The 17,435-nt window shown below is 32.3% G+C and carries 21 protein-coding genes and 1 tRNA gene; 13 read left to right on the plus strand and 9 right to left on the minus strand.

The features are described 5' to 3' along the window. Nucleotides 1-192: 192 nt before the first annotated feature. The 3 genes from ASJ80_RS03445 to ASJ80_RS03455 form a co-directional block, all read right to left on the minus strand. Complete coding sequence (locus ASJ80_RS03445; RefSeq protein ID WP_069583035.1) at nt 193-516, minus strand: hypothetical protein; 324 nt, start codon at nt 514-516, stop codon at nt 193-195. Nucleotides 517-668: 152 nt separating this feature from the next. Continuing rightward, entirely contained in the window at nt 669-797 is a 129-nt protein-coding gene (locus ASJ80_RS03450) for an LEA domain-containing protein (protein ID WP_095651969.1), read from the minus strand. A gap of 252 nt (nt 798-1,049) precedes the next feature. Beyond that, nucleotides 1,050-1,643, minus strand: a complete 594-nt coding sequence (locus tag ASJ80_RS03455; protein WP_069583036.1) for a LemA family protein — start codon at nt 1,641-1,643, stop codon at nt 1,050-1,052. 371 nt (nt 1,644-2,014) lie between these two features. Between ASJ80_RS03455 and ASJ80_RS03460 the strand changes: the two genes are divergently transcribed. After that, nucleotides 2,015-3,172 (plus strand): TIGR04083 family peptide-modifying radical SAM enzyme, encoded by a 1,158-nt coding sequence (locus tag ASJ80_RS03460; RefSeq protein WP_069583037.1) that lies wholly within the window; start codon nt 2,015-2,017, stop codon nt 3,170-3,172. Between the two features lie 139 nt (nt 3,173-3,311). On the opposite strand, the gene ASJ80_RS03465 is transcribed toward ASJ80_RS03460, so the two are convergent. Beyond that, entirely contained in the window at nt 3,312-3,485 is a 174-nt protein-coding gene (locus ASJ80_RS03465) for a TIGR04165 family Cys-rich peptide (RefSeq protein WP_095651970.1), read from the minus strand. Between the two features lie 376 nt (nt 3,486-3,861). Between ASJ80_RS03465 and ASJ80_RS03470 the strand changes: the two genes are divergently transcribed. The 3 genes from ASJ80_RS03470 to ASJ80_RS03480 all read left to right on the plus strand — a co-directional run bounded on the left by ASJ80_RS03470 (nt 3,862) and on the right by ASJ80_RS03480 (nt 5,912). Continuing rightward, the gene (locus tag ASJ80_RS03470) at nt 3,862-4,029 is read left to right on the plus strand and encodes a TIGR04165 family Cys-rich peptide (protein WP_048081290.1); all 168 of its coding nucleotides are present in this window, start codon (nt 3,862-3,864) and stop codon (nt 4,027-4,029) included. Nucleotides 4,030-4,547: 518 nt separating this feature from the next. Next, nucleotides 4,548-4,718, plus strand: a complete 171-nt coding sequence (locus ASJ80_RS03475; protein WP_048081289.1) for a 4Fe-4S binding protein — start codon at nt 4,548-4,550, stop codon at nt 4,716-4,718. A gap of 9 nt (nt 4,719-4,727) precedes the next feature. Then, entirely contained in the window at nt 4,728-5,912 is a 1,185-nt protein-coding gene (locus ASJ80_RS03480) for an NAD(P)/FAD-dependent oxidoreductase (protein ID WP_069583038.1), read from the plus strand. Between the two features lie 74 nt (nt 5,913-5,986). Here the strand turns inward: ASJ80_RS03480 and ASJ80_RS03485 are convergent, their stop codons facing one another. Both ASJ80_RS03485 and ASJ80_RS03490 read right to left on the minus strand, forming a co-directional pair. Beyond that, the gene (locus ASJ80_RS03485) at nt 5,987-6,784 is read right to left on the minus strand and encodes a UbiA family prenyltransferase (protein ID WP_069583039.1); all 798 of its coding nucleotides are present in this window, start codon (nt 6,782-6,784) and stop codon (nt 5,987-5,989) included. Nucleotides 6,785-6,863: 79 nt separating this feature from the next. Next, the gene (locus ASJ80_RS03490; protein WP_069583040.1) at nt 6,864-7,610 is read right to left on the minus strand and encodes a hypothetical protein; all 747 of its coding nucleotides are present in this window, start codon (nt 7,608-7,610) and stop codon (nt 6,864-6,866) included. A gap of 421 nt (nt 7,611-8,031) precedes the next feature. Between ASJ80_RS03490 and ASJ80_RS03495 the strand changes: the two genes are divergently transcribed. From ASJ80_RS03495 to ASJ80_RS03500, 3 genes are all read left to right on the plus strand, one after another. Continuing rightward, entirely contained in the window at nt 8,032-9,789 is a 1,758-nt protein-coding gene (locus ASJ80_RS03495; RefSeq protein WP_069583041.1) for a thiamine pyrophosphate-dependent enzyme, read from the plus strand. Nucleotides 9,790-9,996: 207 nt separating this feature from the next. Further along, the gene (locus ASJ80_RS16820) at nt 9,997-10,152 is read left to right on the plus strand and encodes a hypothetical protein (protein ID WP_176720193.1); all 156 of its coding nucleotides are present in this window, start codon (nt 9,997-9,999) and stop codon (nt 10,150-10,152) included. Between the two features lie 55 nt (nt 10,153-10,207). Next, the gene (locus ASJ80_RS03500) at nt 10,208-10,594 is read left to right on the plus strand and encodes a hypothetical protein (RefSeq protein ID WP_069583042.1); all 387 of its coding nucleotides are present in this window, start codon (nt 10,208-10,210) and stop codon (nt 10,592-10,594) included. Between the two features lie 530 nt (nt 10,595-11,124). On the opposite strand, the gene ASJ80_RS16825 is transcribed toward ASJ80_RS03500, so the two are convergent. Both ASJ80_RS16825 and ASJ80_RS16830 read right to left on the minus strand, forming a co-directional pair. Beyond that, the gene (locus ASJ80_RS16825) at nt 11,125-11,271 is read right to left on the minus strand and encodes a hypothetical protein (RefSeq protein WP_176720194.1); all 147 of its coding nucleotides are present in this window, start codon (nt 11,269-11,271) and stop codon (nt 11,125-11,127) included. Between the two features lie 93 nt (nt 11,272-11,364). Then, nucleotides 11,365-11,550 (minus strand): hypothetical protein, encoded by a 186-nt coding sequence (locus tag ASJ80_RS16830; protein ID WP_176720195.1) that lies wholly within the window; start codon nt 11,548-11,550, stop codon nt 11,365-11,367. Nucleotides 11,551-11,566: 16 nt separating this feature from the next. Between ASJ80_RS16830 and ASJ80_RS16835 the strand changes: the two genes are divergently transcribed. The 6 genes from ASJ80_RS16835 to ASJ80_RS03530 all read left to right on the plus strand — a co-directional run bounded on the left by ASJ80_RS16835 (nt 11,567) and on the right by ASJ80_RS03530 (nt 15,780). Continuing rightward, nucleotides 11,567-12,040 carry a hypothetical protein gene (locus tag ASJ80_RS16835; RefSeq protein ID WP_069583043.1) on the plus strand — a complete coding sequence of 158 codons (474 nt, stop codon included), beginning with the start codon at nt 11,567-11,569 and terminating at the stop codon, nt 12,038-12,040. Nucleotides 12,041-12,271: 231 nt separating this feature from the next. After that, nucleotides 12,272-13,180, plus strand: coding sequence for a DUF5591 domain-containing protein (locus tag ASJ80_RS03510; RefSeq protein WP_069583044.1), 909 nt, complete (start codon nt 12,272-12,274; stop codon nt 13,178-13,180). Nucleotides 13,181-13,603: 423 nt separating this feature from the next. Next, the gene (locus tag ASJ80_RS03515; RefSeq protein WP_048081282.1) at nt 13,604-13,897 is read left to right on the plus strand and encodes a metal-sulfur cluster assembly factor; all 294 of its coding nucleotides are present in this window, start codon (nt 13,604-13,606) and stop codon (nt 13,895-13,897) included. Nucleotides 13,898-13,970: 73 nt separating this feature from the next. After that, nucleotides 13,971-14,528 (plus strand): adenylate kinase, encoded by a 558-nt coding sequence (locus ASJ80_RS03520; RefSeq protein ID WP_069583045.1) that lies wholly within the window; start codon nt 13,971-13,973, stop codon nt 14,526-14,528. A 123-nt stretch (nt 14,529-14,651) separates the two neighbouring features. Further along, nucleotides 14,652-14,726, plus strand: a tRNA-Ile gene (locus tag ASJ80_RS03525). A gap of 451 nt (nt 14,727-15,177) precedes the next feature. After that, nucleotides 15,178-15,780: a phosphatase PAP2 family protein gene (locus ASJ80_RS03530; RefSeq protein ID WP_069583046.1), complete on the plus strand. Its 603-nt coding sequence runs from the start codon at nt 15,178-15,180 to the stop codon at nt 15,778-15,780. A gap of 613 nt (nt 15,781-16,393) precedes the next feature. Here the strand turns inward: ASJ80_RS03530 and trpD are convergent. Then, nucleotides 16,394-17,434, minus strand: a complete 1,041-nt coding sequence (trpD, locus tag ASJ80_RS03535) for an anthranilate phosphoribosyltransferase (protein ID WP_069583047.1) — start codon at nt 17,432-17,434, stop codon at nt 16,394-16,396. Nucleotide 17,435 lies beyond the last annotated feature (1 nt).

Consider the following 17,435-nt stretch of genomic DNA (forward strand, 5'->3'; position numbering starts at 1 on the left):
CATGTGTACACTTCATGCTTCATGTTAAATTATAATATCAATTAATTATATGAAATTATATTTGGAAGAGTGTAATTTACTTAACCATATAACTCATAAAAATTCAAAGTAACATCGGCACAACCATTTAGACATGAGCGTATATAGTTTATTTAATTTTTAAAAGTATACACTAAAATTGTTAAAAATAAGTTAATGATCAACTTTACTTTCATAAAATTCCTGAAAATCGTCTGCAAAATCGTTAATTAGTTTAATATCTCTTTGTTCCTCAACAGGCCATTTTTTAAGGGGATAATGTATTATTACATTAATGATTTTGTCTTCAGGGTCTATCTTATATTCATAAGCACTGCCGTCTTTAAAATGAGTTATATGTGATTCATATTCCAGTAATTTTTTACTTATATCTTCTATATTTTCTTTAGACAGCTTATCATCTGTAAATTCTAGTTTAAAACTAACGAAACCTTTTCGAGGCTGTCCTATTTTTTCTTGATTTAATGTTTTAATCATAATATCACCAATTAATCCTTAATTCAATCAGATTACAAATATTGATCAAAAATGGACCCTACATTAATTCAGAAGATGATTTAGTTTGGGTTGGAATGTTCATTTGTAGGATACAGGTTATACCCGAGAATATGCAGTAGAATTATTTTTTTTTACTTTTTCAGCTTACCCTTTAATTCAGCGGATTTGCCTTTAAGTTTTCCTTTTTCTTCTGCAGTTTTACCCTTTATTTTTCCTTTTAACTCTTTACCTTTGCCTTTAATATCATGGGTGTCAACCATAAGACCACCATTACTATTTTTGATTGTGATCATACATATATTTTATTTTTTATTAAATAATTATGGGGTTACTGCATTACTCCAATTAAAGTATAAAAGATTAAAAGTAATTTAATAGTTATATTGGCTGTAATTTAATTAAATTGATGGAAAATAATTAAAATAATCGCCTTAATAAATCATTATTTAGATAATAAATGCTTATATTTACAAAAAAGTTAATTTAAGGATTTAATTAGGCTTTAACTTATTTTAAATGTTTTCGGCTTCTAAAGTATCATCGCTTGCGAAATCCACATGTGGAACTGTTTTTTCAGCTTCATTAATTTCAAAATATCTTTCTTCTTCAAATCCAAAGAAGTTGGCAACGATATTGCTTGGAAACATCTGGCATTTATTGTTATATTGCCATACCACATCATTGTACAATTGACGGTAATATGCAATTTGGTTTTCGGTTTCAGACAGCTGTTTCATTAGATCTTCGAAACTTTCGTCAGCTTTTAAATCCGGATAAGCTTCTGCAACTGCAAATAAGCTTTTTAAAGTTTTAGTTAGATGAGTATTTGCTTTTTCATTTTCTTTTACAGTTTCCGCATTTGATAGCCCTGTTCGTGCTTCAGTAACTCCTTTAAGTGTAGTTTTTTCATGTTTAGCATATCCTTTCACTGTTTCAACCAGGTTAGATACTAAATCTGCTCTTCGTTCTAATTGAACATTAATTTGTGACCATGCATTATCTGCACCGTTTCTAAGCTTAATTAAACTGTTATACATAACTATAACAGCTCCGGCTAATCCTCCAATAATTAAAACGACTATCAGGAAGCCTATTTCATTCCACATCTCAAACCACCGTTTTAAAATAATATAATTTATTAATTACAAACTATTTTCTTATGATTAGATATATAAGCTTTTTCAAATTATCGTGGGTACTATAAATTAATCTTAAAAAATATGGCAGCCGCACGGGATATTTTAAGAAGTAAAGGGGATTAAAAGTAATTTTTAACCGAGTTTTAATTTCATTAACTATCTATTTAAATCTAATTTTATATTTTTAGCAGTTTAATGTTGTTATATTTTAAACAGGGTATAATGTAGTTAATAATTTATATTTATTTCAATTTAAAAATTGAAAGATAGGATAATATATAAATAGAAAAATTAAGTTATTAACATATGAATTTTTAATAACTAAAAATGGTGTTAAAATGGCTTTTCATGTAATGATAATTCCTACTTTGGGCTGTCCTTCTGAGTGCAACTACTGCTGGAGTTCGCAGGAGGGATCTCCTGTAATGAGCGTTGAAACTGTTGAAGAAATCGTTAACTGGCTTAAGACATTCCGCAACGAACCAGTTACATTTACATTTCATGGGGGAGAACCGCTACTTGCGGGTTTGGATTTTTATAAAAAAGCGTTGCCAATGCTTAAAAATGGTTTGAATGATCTGAAACCTGCATTTGCCCTTCAGACTAATCTATGGAATATGACAGATGAACTTGCTGAACTTTTCAGCGAGTATAATATTCCAATAGGTTCAAGTTTAGACGGGCCTAAGGAACTTAATGACTTTCAGAGAGGGAAAGGTTATTATGAAAGGACCATGAGGGGCTATGAAATTGCAAAGGCACATGGTTTAAAAGTCAGTTTTATTTCTACATTTACTTCTTATTCTATAGATTATAAAGAGGATATCTTTAATTTTTTCCTTGAAAAAGGTTTGACACTTAAATTACACCCTGCTTTACCTTCACTGCGCAGTGAAGACCCTACTAAATGGGCTATTGATCCGCAAAAGTATGGGGAGCTTTTGATCTATCTTTTAGACAAATATTTAGAAAATATGGGCGAAATTGAAATTATGAACATAGACCATCTCTGCAAATGTGTACTTACTCGTAGGGGAACTGTCTGTACTTATGTGGACTGTATGGGAGATACATTTGCTGTAGGGCCTGATGGGAGTATATATCCTTGCTATAGATTTGTAGGAATGCCTGAGTACGTGATGGGTAATGTCAGTGACCACCCAACAGTTGAGGATCTCTCTAAATCTGCACCTGCAAAGCTTCTTGATGAATTTAAGGAATATGTAGATAAAGAATGCAAAAGATGTTCATATATGAAGTTTTGTAGAGGCGGATGTCCTTATAATGCTTTAAAAATTAATGAAGAAACTAATAAGGCGGAAATTGATGGTGTGGACCCTCACTGTGATGCGTATAAAATAATATTTAAGGAAATTACAGATCGTGTAAATAAAGAGTTTTTGTCATCACAGGGTATGATGGCATTTGGGGCAGGGAAACCCGAGGAAAAAGTGCAAAAGCCGGGGATAATGTCAATAATGCTTAAGCGTATTTAACCAGTGATCTAGTTATGGGATATAGTTTTTTTAGTTTAATTAGACTATATTGTGGGTTATAATTCTGTAATTTAAAATAAGAAGAAATATGTGAGTTTTAGGGCAAGGAGTCATTAAGATTAACCCTAAATCTCGTTATTTATTCAAATACGTATCCGCACTCAGTGCAGCGGAATTTAGATCCCTTTGGGACTTTGGATCCGGAGTGTTTGTATTCAACACCTACAAGCATCCCTGTTGAATCATTTTGTATGATATGTTTATCTTTACAACCGCATTTAGGACATTTTTTGCTTAATTCTTCTGTTTTCATGTCTTGGCCTCCTAAAATTATTCAAATTTTAGAGATGTCTATATTAGTTCGGTCTTCCCCGAATGTATTATAATATGCAGATCAAAGTATATAAATATTGCTGCAAGCTGAACTCTAATTTAAAACAAGTGCTAAAAAGTCAAAAAAAAACATTATAATACGATTTTAAAGTAGTAAGTTTAGTCAGGAGGTTTTATTTACTAATTTATTTATTTATTTAGATTCTTATTTGTATATGGGTAGTTTAAATATAAACCAATTTTATTATGTTGTTTTTAGATTTATCATAAGTTTAATTAAATTAGAAGAAGAAATAGTTATTTGATAAAAAAAATGTTAAAATAGTAATTGTAATGTTTATAAGAGGTATGCTAAAATGAAAATAGGTGACTTGGCTAAAAAATGCCCTAAATGTGGCGGTGTAGATAAAACAGTTAAAAGAAATATAGAAACTGAACATCATGCTCATGCAACAACAGGGGCAGTGATTTGTACTAAATGCGGATATGTATTTAAATCAAAGAAAGATGAGGAAGAAGAGTAAGTAAATCATATATTTACTAAATATTCTATTTTTTTAAATAACTTAAAATGCACAAAATATATTTATATTATTATTTAATACATATTGTAGTTTAAAAAACCTTAAAAATAAATTTTTAGCTTTTATATTAATCTTTAAATATTTTTTAGATACCTATTAATTTATTTACAATATTTGTGATGGGTGTGATATGTGTATATGTGTTATACATACACATTAACATGTGCTTAAGTTGTCTGAGTGTAATTTCATATATACACATTTAACATACTTGCACTTAGCTTGCAGGATTCTACTACATCTTCTAGAAAGTACATGAAATTTTACACTTGAAATGCATGTCTAAATTTGAATCATAAAAAATTGTTATAATCAAGTTTTTATACTTGATCTTCCAATTCACTTTATATTAATTTTAAAGTGGATGTAACTTTTTATTATGTGAAGATTAATAAAGGAGTTATAATAAACTGAATAAAAGTTAAATCCGAGAGTAAAAAAATCAGAAAAGGGATAAAATGAAGATAGTTAAAGAATGGTGTATGTATTGTGGTGAATGCGCAGGCGTATGCCCAAGATGCCTGATTGAAGTAGGCGAGGCAACCATAACGTTTGATGAAAGTTCATGTAAAGATTGTGAAATATGCGTACAGGCATGCCCAGTGCGTGCTTTAATAAAAGAAGAATAAGGTGAATTAATGTTAATTGAAACTGATGTTCTAGTAATTGGGGCAGGTCCCGCAGGTTCATCTGCCGCCAAACACGCTGCTTTAAACGGTGCAGATGTGTTAATGATTGAAAAAAAATCTGAAATAGGCGCTCCTAAAAGATGTGCTGAAGGTGTATCCAAGGATGGTTTAATTGAATTAGGCGTAGAGCCAAGCAGCAGGTGGATAACTTCAGAAATCAATGGGGTACGTCTTGTATCTCCAAATGGAACCGACGTCTGGCTTACTGAAGACACAGTAAAACTTCCAGAAATGGGTTACGTGGTAGAAAGAAAGGTATTTGATAAACATATGGCCATGGACGCTGCAAGAGCAGGCGCAGATATAATGATCAAGACTCTTGCTAAAGGTTTAGAAAGGAAAGATGGCCATGTAATTGTAAAAGCAGAACGCATGGGTGAAGAGTTCGATATTAAGGCAAAGATAGTTATAGGTGCAGATGGTCCAGAATCAAGAGTTGGAAGGTGGGGTGGTCTTAAAACTGCAGTTAAGCCTAAAGATATGGAATCTGGTGCCCAGTTTGAAATGGTCGGTGTAGAACTGGAAAGTGACACTGCATTAGAATTTTACTTTGGAGATGTTGCCCCTGGAGGATATGCATGGGTATTTCCAAAGGGAAAAGACATTGCAAATGTCGGTCTTGCAGTTATATCAACACTAACAGAAAAAAGTGCCTACGAACACCTCGTTGACTTTGTAAAAAACTGCCCTACAACTAAAAATGCTACAGCAGTGGAGCTTAATATAGGTGGAGACCCTGTAGGTGGAATCATTAAAAAAATAGCAACTGACAATGTTATGGTTGTAGGAGATGCAGGTGGAATGGTGAATCCTTTAACTGGTGGAGGTATAATAAGCGGTATGCAGGGCGGACGTATTGCCGGCCAAGTCTCTGCTGCAGCAGTTAAAGATAATGATTTCTCTGAAAAGAGGCTTGCAGAATATGGAAAACGCTGCAAAGAAGAAATTGGGGATTCATTTAATAAGTACATGAAGTCAAGAGACTATCTTGAAAGTCTTTCAAATGAAGAACTAGACTCAATAGCAGAAGTATTCAGGGAAACTAAATTTGAAAAGATAAGTACAAGCGAACTCCTTAGGGTGCTTGTTAAAGTCTCACCTAAAGCTTTATTAAAGCTTGGAAAACTTTTCTAAATAATTTTAATCAAATTTTTGACCTCTTTTTTATTTTACTTGAAAGTATATTCAAGTGCCATTTTTTTAATTTTTTAAAACAGAATAATTAAAATAACTATTAAAAAGAATACCATCGCGACTTGATGATATAAAATGTCAGCAATCTGAGTCATTTTTTCTTTATCTATATAAACAGAAAGGTATAATGGTATTGCAGCTAAAAATGATGGTAAAATCGCGACTGCAAATTGTATAATGTTCATTTCTCCAGTGTACAGTACATAAATTAAACTTACGCCAGCTATAACCCCTACAATACTTGCAGAAATTTGCTTTGATTTATACATAACATAAGTGGCCATTCCTGCCATGTACATGAAAAAATATACGCTTACTGGAACTAAAAGCACGTTGCCCAGTAGCACGCAGCATGAAGCTATCCTTAAGACACTGTTTGTGGCAGTACTTGTAAAAGGTGCAAATGGAGTGTCTTTAAGCCTTACAGGAGGTAATGTATAGATCAACTGATTTAAGAGCATTAATCCTAAAATTATGGTAAATGGAGGATCTAAAGTAGTCAGTGAGATTATAAATACTGCAACTATCAGAAAACTGGAGAAAATCAGTATCCACTTTTCATCAATCTTATTTTCAATAAAAGCTCTGTTTCTTTTAGTGTGATCTTTTTTATCTACTTCAAGATCAGTCAGGTCATTTAAACTGTACAATGCGCCCCAGAACACTGAAACAAGTAAAAGACCTTCCAGTATTTCAAAAGGGTTTGTAATCAGTGTTCCTGAAAAATAAGCATATGTAAGGGCAAGCAGGTATGCATTGAAGTTTTTAGATGCCCATGATAGTCTTGTAGATTTAATAAGGGTCTTTATCATCTTTTATCCTCATTACATACTCAACTTGATTCATGTATCTATTTGTAGTTTGACAGTTAACTGGGAAAAAAGTTTAATCTTATTTTTCGAGTGCATCACATATAAATCTTGGTTTATGGCCATATTTCTGGATGTATTCTCTAACTGTATCTGTATCTGCATCTTTAACATGCATTTTTACAATTTCTATAGTTTCTTTTTCTGAGTAACATATCAAGACAACATCAAAAAATATGTTGAGTATATTTACAAGAATTTTTGAAAATAAGCCCAGATCTGAAAATAAATCATATTTTTTCCCCATTATATGAATTCGCCATGCAGTCTGTAAAATAATGTTTATATTTTTGAAGTATTTTCTGTGCCTTAAATATTCAGTTATGCACAGTAAATAAAAATAAAGAGCTTTAAAACCCGAATAATAAGTCCATTTACTAAAACCTATGTAGTTAGGGTCTAAATTATGTGAATCATGAAAATTATCTGCAATTAAAACTGCATCATATTCTGAAAGTTTTCTATAAATTTCTTCTTTTGATTTTACTTCCAGATCTTCACTTACTCCTTCAAACATGGTGTTAAAAACCTGTTTTGAGCTTACATCCGCTGATTTTAAACGTAATTTCATGTCATAAATATTTAAATTAAGATCACCTATGGCGCGGTAAATATTCGCCGATTTACCAGTACCTGGAGCCCCGATTACATGGACTATTTTATCTCTGTCATTTTTCAAGCCTTTCATTATCTGGCAAAGCTTTTTGTAGCAATCGGTGATTAGGAAAAGTTCATTATTACCTGCAGAACTTACTTTATATTTTTCCATAGAGTAATGTTTTGATTTTAAAAGTATATAAATGCAGATAACCGGTAAAATAGCTGTTTCAACATTGAAACCTTTATAACAAAATTTTGAGTTACTGGTTAAGCATTTAGATTATTGTAAGTTCATTAATTGAAAACATTATCATAAAATTCAGTTATGAACCAATCATATCTTAAATCCTTATTTTTAATAATTTAAAGCTTTAAATGTGGAAACACTTTATAATGTGGCATAGAATATTTTATTACTTTTTAGGATCATATTAATGTATGATAGTAACTTTATGGCAAAAATTAGCTTATTATGCGCAGTTTCGATGTTTTGCAGTTTATAGGGCATATTGTGGAATATGAACGTTTTTAATATAATGAAATAAAATATTTTAAGTTGTATTGAAATTTAAAATGGCTTGGTGACTCACATGGCAAAATATAGATGTACGGTATGTAACTATGTGTATGATGAGGAAAAAGAAGGCACTAAATTTGAGGACTTGCCTGAAAACTGGACGTGTCCAGTTTGTAATTCTCCAAAGAGTGAATTTGTACTGCTTACTGAAGAAGTTAAGGAGCTTAAGGAGGATGAATCAACAGTTTCTGATGTTTTAGTGGAACAGATGGCCGAGTGGGGAGTGGAATATGTTTTTGGGATACCTGGAACTTCATCCCTTGGAATTATAGATGCAATACGGAAAAATGAAAAAATTAAATACATACAGGTACGTCATGAGGAATCTGCGGCATTTATGGCATCTGCCCATGGTAAATTAAAGGGGCATGTGTCAGCATGCCTGACAGTAGCAGGGCCGGGGGCTACAAACTTAGCTACTGGACTATACGACGCTAAACTGGACCATTCACCTGTTTTAGCACTTACTGGAATGGTTAAAAGACAGTTAATTGGCCCGGGATCTTTCCAGGAAATAGACCAGCACTCTTTTTTTAAGCCTATTGCTATATTTGATGAGATATTGATGTCTGAAAACCAGACAGTGACCCTTACAACCTTTGCAATGAAACATGCAATCACAGATAGGGGCGTGGCACATATTGGTATTCCAAATGATGTCCAGAAATTACCTCATACTGAAAAAATAATTTCATTTGATGGCAGTTTTCCAAATAAAGCTATATCGCCGCCAATGTTTGTGATAATGCAGGCTGCCCAGATCATTAACCAGTCAAAAAGACCTGTGATAATCGCAGGTTTTGGTGCAATGGGACAGGGAGCTAACCTGTTAGAACTTGCAGAAAAAATTTCGGCACCAATTGTCAGTACCTTTAGGGGTAAGGGGGTAGTAGATGAGTTTAATGATCTTTATGTAGGCAGCCATGGGGGAATTGGGTCAACTGCAGCCACCAGATTGGTTCGAAGTGCTGATCTTTTAATTGTGGTTGGGTCTTCATTCTCAGATATGACTCAGATACCCGAAAAGAAAACCATACAAATCGATATAGATCCAATGATGATAGCCAAGCAGTACCCTGTAGAAGTTGGACTGCTTGGAAGCAGCGCTGAGATACTACCTAAACTTAATGACCGGGTTAAAGAAAACAAGAAAGAAAGTTACCTTGATGAAATTAAAAAATTTAAAAGTGACTGGTTAAAGTTATTGGAGGGAGAAATAGATTCAAAAACAACACCAGTACGTCCGCCGTATATAATTAAAGTCCTCAACGATAAACTTGCAGATGATGCGGTTATAACTCTGGACATTGGGGAAAATACATGGTGGTTTGGAAGGAATTTCTGGATGAAAGACACACAGAAGATGATACTTTCGGGTTATTTAGCTTCTATGGGATTTGGACTTCCAGCAGCGATTGCAGCACAGCTTATCTATCCAGATAGGCAGGTGGTATGCATTGCTGGAGATGGTGGTTTTTCAATGCTAATGGCGGATTTTGTAACTGCTATTAAATATGAACTTCCAGTAAAGATATTTATTTTAAATAACAGTGAGCTTGGTATGATTCGTCAGGAACAGTTGATGGAAGGCTATGAAAACTGGCAAACCGATCTTTACAACTTTGATTTTGCAGAATATGCCCGAATTTGTGGTGGTATTGGAATCAATGTTGAAAAACCTGAACAATTAGAAGATGCAGTTGAAAAAGCTCTTTTGGAAAATAAACCAGTTATTGTAGATATCAATACAGATCCTGTAAGATTTAAATGAATGATTAATTAGATTAATTTTGTTTTAAATATCTTATTTTTTATCTAAACATGTTTTTGGTGTCTTAAACATTAATTTTAATTTTTAGTTCTATTTTTATTTAGAAAAGTGCATAATGATCCTATGTTGAGAATTAAACTATTTTTAATGTTCTTTCAGATATAAATAATAATATTAATATAGTAAGTAATAACATACTATCATAACATGAAAATAGTATTGTCTGTCTGCATAATAGGTGCAGTTGAAATGATTGTAAAGTTCAAGCGGGTTTTTAAATCTCGTCTATCTTTTGAGATTTTATCCTTTGCATTACATGATCCAGCTGAGCTTATCTCAAGGAATAACTATTTTCTAAGATGATTATTGAATATATGGAGGTGGAATAATTAAAAGGAAAATAACAGCAGCATTTTTAATGACATTTATAGTTCTTGCAGCGTGCAGTGTAGCTACAGCACAAATAATCGATCCAGATCCGACTAATAATGAAGCAACTGCATCAATTTTGGCCGAACTTCTATTACTGCCCGGCAGTGGAAATTTAACCATTGGTGGCAATGCATCAGTACTTAGTCCACATCAAGACCCTGTTCAATCTCAAGCTCAATCCCAGTCCCAAACTTCAACAATCGTAAATAACAACCGTTTATCAAATATCAACGCTAACGGTGCAGCTAGTAACTCCTCTTCAACTAACAATCAGGTTATAAGAAATATTAACACATTTAATCCAGTTATAATTTCGACTAACTCAAACAGTGTGGGCAGTATAACTGTCAGGTCGGCTAACGTCAATATTTAAAAGGTCTGATTTCAAAGTAATTAAAATGCAGAATGTGTACATTTTTTTTATTTTTATCTCTTTTTAGATGGGACTTAAGAAGTTAAAGCTTTAATCTGTTTATCTGTATATTAACTGAATTTTTAAACTATTTGTGTAAAATACAACATAAAATCATTATTTATTTAAAAAATTTATTTTTATTTCTTTTTAAACTAAAATTAACATTAATAGTGTATATATAACATAAATTATGTTTAATTTCATCTTTCTGCATATATGATCATATTTATATATGGGGATTTAACAATATATGATCATATGGATTATATTTATGAAATGATTATTTGGAGCTTAAAATAATTACTAATTAATAATCCTTGATGCGTTATTTGCTTTTTTATTTGTAATGAAAATTAAGGGGGTGAAAAAATTAGAATACAAACAGATTACATTAATATAAACAGTTTAATAACAATAATCTTACTTTTAAGCGTTTTTTTAACTGTATTATCTGTAACAGATGATGTTTCTGCCAGTTCTTCAGTTATTTATGTAAATGGTTCATCTGGAAATGATGATAATGATGGTTCCACGTGGCTACTTGCAAAAAAATCAATTAAAAACGCTACAAAAACAGTAACAAATGGAGGAACAGTAAATATTGCAAATGGGTTATACGCTGGAATAAACAACACTAAAATTACTGTTGATAAAGATATAATAATAAAGGGGCAAAGTAAAAGCGGTACTATTATAAATGGGACTAACAATGCATGGATATTTAAGATTCAAAAAGGTAGAAATGTTGTAATTAAGGATTTAACCCTTACAAATGGATATAGATCTGCAACTGAACATGATGAAAATAGTGATGAGATATATGATAATGATGGTGGTGCTATTATCAATAAAGGTATTTTAACAGTTGAAGATAGTAATTTCATAGGTAATACTGCTAGTGATGGTGGTGCCATATGTAATTGGGGATTCTTGACTGTAACTGGCAGTACTTTCACAGGTAACACTGCAGATGTTTCTGGTGGAGCTATTTATGTTTTAGGTACTTCTACTATTATTGACAGTGTCTTCACAAAGAATACTGCCACCTATGGTGGTGCTATTGGTAAGGAAGCTGATTTAACTTTAAAAAACTGTATTTTCATAGACAACAATGGATACGCAGGTGGTGCTATTCTTAATGACGCTGATTACGGTGCTTTAGATATGGTAGGCAATGTCTTCGAGGATAACGCTGCAAGTTATGGTAACAATATTTGGACTATAACAGAATTCGATGAGGAAAATGACACTTCTGATCCTGCAGACACAAACCAAAATCCAGAACTTTCAGTAAAAGCGGCCAGTAAAACAGTTGGAATGCAGCCAACGGGAATACCAATTGCAGGATTTATGGTAGCAGTCCTGATGGTTTTAAGCAGTTTAACTATGTCTGGAAGAAAATAATTTCCTTTTTTTTATTTTAAATAATCAAAAATCATTTTCAGTGGTTAATTTTAAGGTATATTTCACGTTTTAGATGTTCCTTTAGTGGTTAATTCAATAAAATGAGGTTCATCCATTTTGAACTTGTATTTTTAATTCTATAAAGGATAAATAGTACGGAATATAAAAACTGTATAAATGAAAAAAAATAATCTGTAAATTTTGTTATTTATTTAATTAGAGGAAAAAACTATGAAAGTTCTCTGTATAACTGAAGAATCACTCTTCCGTCCAGAAGCAGTAAGATGGCGGGAGAGAATGGGCCTTCTTGAACCATTGGGCGATGCGCTGGTTATTTTGCCGTGCAGTATGAAAAAACCCTATTCATCATCACGATCTCACTCAATATTTATGAAAGCGACAAAGGGCATACAGGAGGTTATACTGACCTCTCCATTTGGAGTTTGCCCTCGTGAAGTGGAAAAAATATATCCCCTACAATCATACGACACTTCAACAACAGGTGAATGGTCGCATGAAGAAATTAAAGTTGTTGGGGAATGTTTAAGGGATTATGTCGGTGAAAAGGAAGTAATAGCTCATGTTGAAGGCGGTTATAAGCAGGTCTGCGAAGAATACTTGGATAATGCTGTCTACACATCAACTGGTCAAACCACATCGTCAGAATCTATGAACAACCTTAAAATGGAAGTTAAAAAGCACCTTAAACTTAAAGGAAGAGCTAAAACACTGCATCAACTCAGATCAATTGCAAGATATCAATTTAACAGCAAAAAAGCTGATTGTTTAATACCTGATGATGTTAAAACCCGTGGAAGATTTGACAAACGAATATTTAAGGATGGAAAACAAATCGCTACCTTGCATTTTAATAATGGATTATATTCATTGAATCTGGAAGCCGGAAAAATTCTGCAGAATATCAATAAAAAATGGGTTAAAATTAACTTTGAGCTTAAAACAAACACTTTATTCTCTCCAGGGGTAACTGAAGCGGATCAAGATATTATCCCTGGTGATGAAGTGGTGATTTTAAAAGATGATGAAGCTGTAGCAGTTGGAAAGGCTATTTTAAGTGGGGAAGAAATGGAAAGGGCCGTTAAAGGTGTTGCAGTGAAAATAAGGCATAGAAAAAAATAGCCCTCAAACATGTAAAAAATCTTCGATTTTTTACGGTTGCAAAACTGAAAGTTTTGCAAACACTGTCAAAATCTTTGATTTTGACACAGCAAAAACCAAAGCTTACAAACATGGAGTGTTTGTGCATTCAAAAACCAAAGGTTTTTGAAAGGTTTTTGCTTGTTTTTGTTTTTGGGGCCCTTGAAATCTATGATTTCGGGGCATCGAAAATCCTTTATTTTCGAAAGCGCCGAAAATTCATAGAATTTTCGAGTGATGGCAAAAAATTATAAATAACTATAAATGCAATAAATAAAAACATATAAAAACACCCTATTTTTAGATATTATTTAAAATTTGTTGAAATAGGAATAAATATAAACAAAAACAAGTTTAACTGTTTAAAATAGATATGAATTAAATTTATGTATTTGAGGAGATATCATGGCAGATGAATTAGTTGAAAAGATAAAAGAAGCAGTTTCAACAGTAGCTGACCCTCACATGGGTATCAGCATAGTTGAAATGGGAATTCTTGAAGATGTTCAAATAGAAAAAAATGGATCTACCCTTGCAAAACTTACAATTAGACCAACAAACCCTGGCTGTATGAGTGCAGCAAACATAGCAATGAATGCAAAACTCGCAGCCGAAAAAGTAGAAGGCGTAGATAAAGTAGAAGTACTTATCGAAGGCCACATGATGGCTGATGCAATTTCTGAAATGGTCAACAAATAATTTTTAAGATTCAACTGGAAGTACCATAATAACTCATCGTTTGAACTTCATAACATGCAAATGGTGTAATGAAATGGAATTACCTTGGAACGTTGTAGTTGTTACTGGTGTTCCTGGAGTTGGTAAAACAACTCTCTGTAGAAGAGTTTCTGAAGATTTAGGTTACAATTATGTAAATTATGGAGATCTGATGCTTGAAATAGCTAAAAGCGAAGATCTCGCTTCTACAGATTCTGAAATGTTTAGTTTGGACATAGATACCCAGCAAAAAATTTGGAAGGGCGCAGCTTTAAAAGTAAAAGATATGAACTGTGTTCTTGTAGATTTACACGGTGTTGATCAGTCCCCAATTGGTTATATTCTTTCGCTGCCCATAGAAATTATATCTCCAGATATAATTGTGGTAATAGAGTCTTCTAATGATAATATACTCCAGCGAAGGCATAAAGATACTAAAGAAAGGATAATTGACACTATAAATAGTTTAAATGAGCATATAAATATGTTAAGGACTTCAATGGCTGTATGTTCTGCTATTTTGGGGTGTAATTTGATAGTACTTGAAAACGATGATTTGGAAGGTTGTTTTTTAAAACTAAAAAATCTTTTAGGTACTGGCAGTGTATTATAAAAAAAATCCAAATTTAAGCGTAAAGCTTATATAAGATGAAGACTAAATCTTGAATCTACCCCTTTACAGATTTCAAATTGTAAAACTGTATAAGTGAAATAATTTGTTTCTATAAATCAAATGGGGCCCGTGGCTCAGCATGGTTAGAGCGCACGGCTGATAACCGTGAGGCCCTGGGTTCGAATCCCAGCGGGCCCATTTACTTTTAATAAAGAATGTTAAACATTCTCTATTTTAATAATATATATCTAATATTTTCATATTTTCAAAAATTACTCTCTTATTTTTAGTTAAAGTTATATTGATATTAAATTAAAAAAAATCAAATTTTAATTAATTTGAACTTATTTTGAAAGATATAACTTGGTAAATATGCTTTAGTTTATATTTGATGGAATTACTGAATTTATAGCTATTTGAAGTTAATATCTATTTATAGCTTATTTATTCATTTAAATTAATATTTAAAATGTTAGTATATGATTAAATGGATATAATGGGCCTTAAAATATAAATAGATTGATAATAGGATAACTTTACTGTAAAATTTATTTATTATATGCTATTAAACATAATTTAATAATTAAAATAGATAAATTTAATAAAGAGAAAATTAAAAAGTGGGATATCAGTTGTAATAGGTATTACCATGAGATTTATTAACTCCAATTTTGAACCAAAATATGACTTTGCCCGATCTATTTCCCGCCTGGTACAACCTATAATAATTACTATGCCTATTTTTGTCATTTTAAATTATTTTGTAACGGGTGGAACTGGTTTTTTAATATTTACATTAATTTGCCTGCTGTTTGCAACTTTTTTACCATTTACAGCAGTTTGGATGTGGATTAAAAATAGAGATCTAGATTTGGATATAACGGATAAGGATGAACGCACATTTCCATTACTTTTTGGGGTTTTATCATACCTTATTGGTACAGTTATACTTTTTACTGCGGGAGCACCTGCCGCTGTCACCGTGTTAATGTTCTGTTACTTTTCAAATGCATTACTGACCATATTTATAACGTTTTTCTGGAAAATCAGCCTGCATTCTATGGGCATTGCTGGACCTACAGCAGCAATGATATATGTCTTTGGATCTTCAGGACTTTTATTTTTATTTCCATTGTTCATGGTCATGTGGAGCCGGCTTTACCTTAACAAACATACACTGGCACAGGTTGTTGTAGGTGCTATAAGCGGCTTTGTTTTTACATGGCTGCAGTTTAAGATATTTCTAGTATGAACTGGTATGATTTGAGTCTATTTTTTAAACAGATTCTTTTATTTTCACTAATAATTTGTTTAATATATGATGGTACTTTGAAAATCAATGCATTGTAGAAAAGCTTCGAAAATCAATGATTTTGGGGGTAAAATCTTTGAAAACATTGAAAAAATTTTATAATATTGTAAGAAGATGTTTAAAAGTAGTTAAACAAAATTTAAGAATAATTTCATAGATATATGGCAATTTTAGAGAGCTTAAATTAACTCTATTTTTTAATTAAATAATAGCAAATTTTTAATATTAAACATAAACTTCTTTAAAACAGTTTAATCACATTAAAATTTATTATTTGTTCTAAAAATATGTATGCTTGGGAATTAACTGGATAAAATGGTTATTGAAAATTTATTTAATAAATAAGTCAATTTTTGAATTTTTATAATTTTAATAAAAAAGGGGGATTTTGGTTATAAAAAAATTTATATTTCAAGATGTTCCATATTATAGATTGGAGCAATGATGGTAATCAATTACCTCATTTTATTATATTTTTTTTATAAACCTTTTTAAATACCTTCTGTTTTCACACAACACTATTTTAAGGAGTTATTATTTGTATTTTACTCTATTAACTATTTTCTACAAATTCATAAAGCTTTTTAAGGGCTGATCCTGATTCAACTGCATTTCGAGCGACTTCCACGCCTTCTGGAAAATTATCCACGATTCCACTTATAAAAAGGATAGCTGCTGCATTTGTGAGACATAGATCAAGCCTTGCCTTTTCAGTCTCATTTCTTTCCATACATTTAAGGACATCAACTGCGATCTGCATATTTTCATTGATATCTGAGGAAGCTTTTATCAGTTTTTCACGGGTCCTCTGGATACCGAAGTCTTCAGGGTAAATTTCTTTAATACTGATTTCCCCATTATCAACAATTGCCACTTTGGTTTTTCCCAGTGTAGATATTTCATCCATCGCTGGATTTCCATTGCTGTCAAACCCGTGAACTACCATGGCTTTTTTTACACCTAAATTTTTAAGTACATCTGCCACCAGTTCAACATAGTCCGGATCGAAAACTCCAAGGAGTTGAATATCTGCATTTGCCGGTGATGTAAGTGGGCCCAATATGTTGAAGACTGTCCTTATATTAAGCTCCCGTCTCACAGGCATTACGTACTTCATTGCAGGGTGAAAGTTGGGCGCGAACATAAATCCTATGCCTGTTTTTTCCATACTTTTTTCCACTTCTTCTGCCCCACTGTCAATGGTTACACCAAGGGCTTCCAGTATATCTGCACCACCACATTTACTTGTTATACTTCTGTTACCATGTTTTGCTATTACCACACCGCAGGATGCTGCTATTATCGCTGAAATGGTACTTATATTAAATGTTTTTAGTTTATCGCCGCCAGTACCACATGTATCTACAAGGGGCGCGTTTATATTTGGGGATACTGGTACGCAGACTTCCCGCATGGCCTTTACAAAACCGGTTATTTCTGGAACAGTTTCACCCTTCATGGAAAGGGAAGTTAAAAAAGAAGCTATTTGAATGTCACTTGTATTCCCATTCATTATCTGGGTCATACATCCATAAGCTTCTTTTTCATTTAGATCTTCAAATGAAGCGACCTTTTTTATGCATTCAGCTATCATA

Origin of the sequence: Methanobacterium bryantii (assembly GCF_002287175.1) — an archaeon.
In the GTDB taxonomy this organism is placed as follows: domain Archaea; phylum Methanobacteriota; class Methanobacteria; order Methanobacteriales; family Methanobacteriaceae; genus Methanobacterium_D; species Methanobacterium_D bryantii.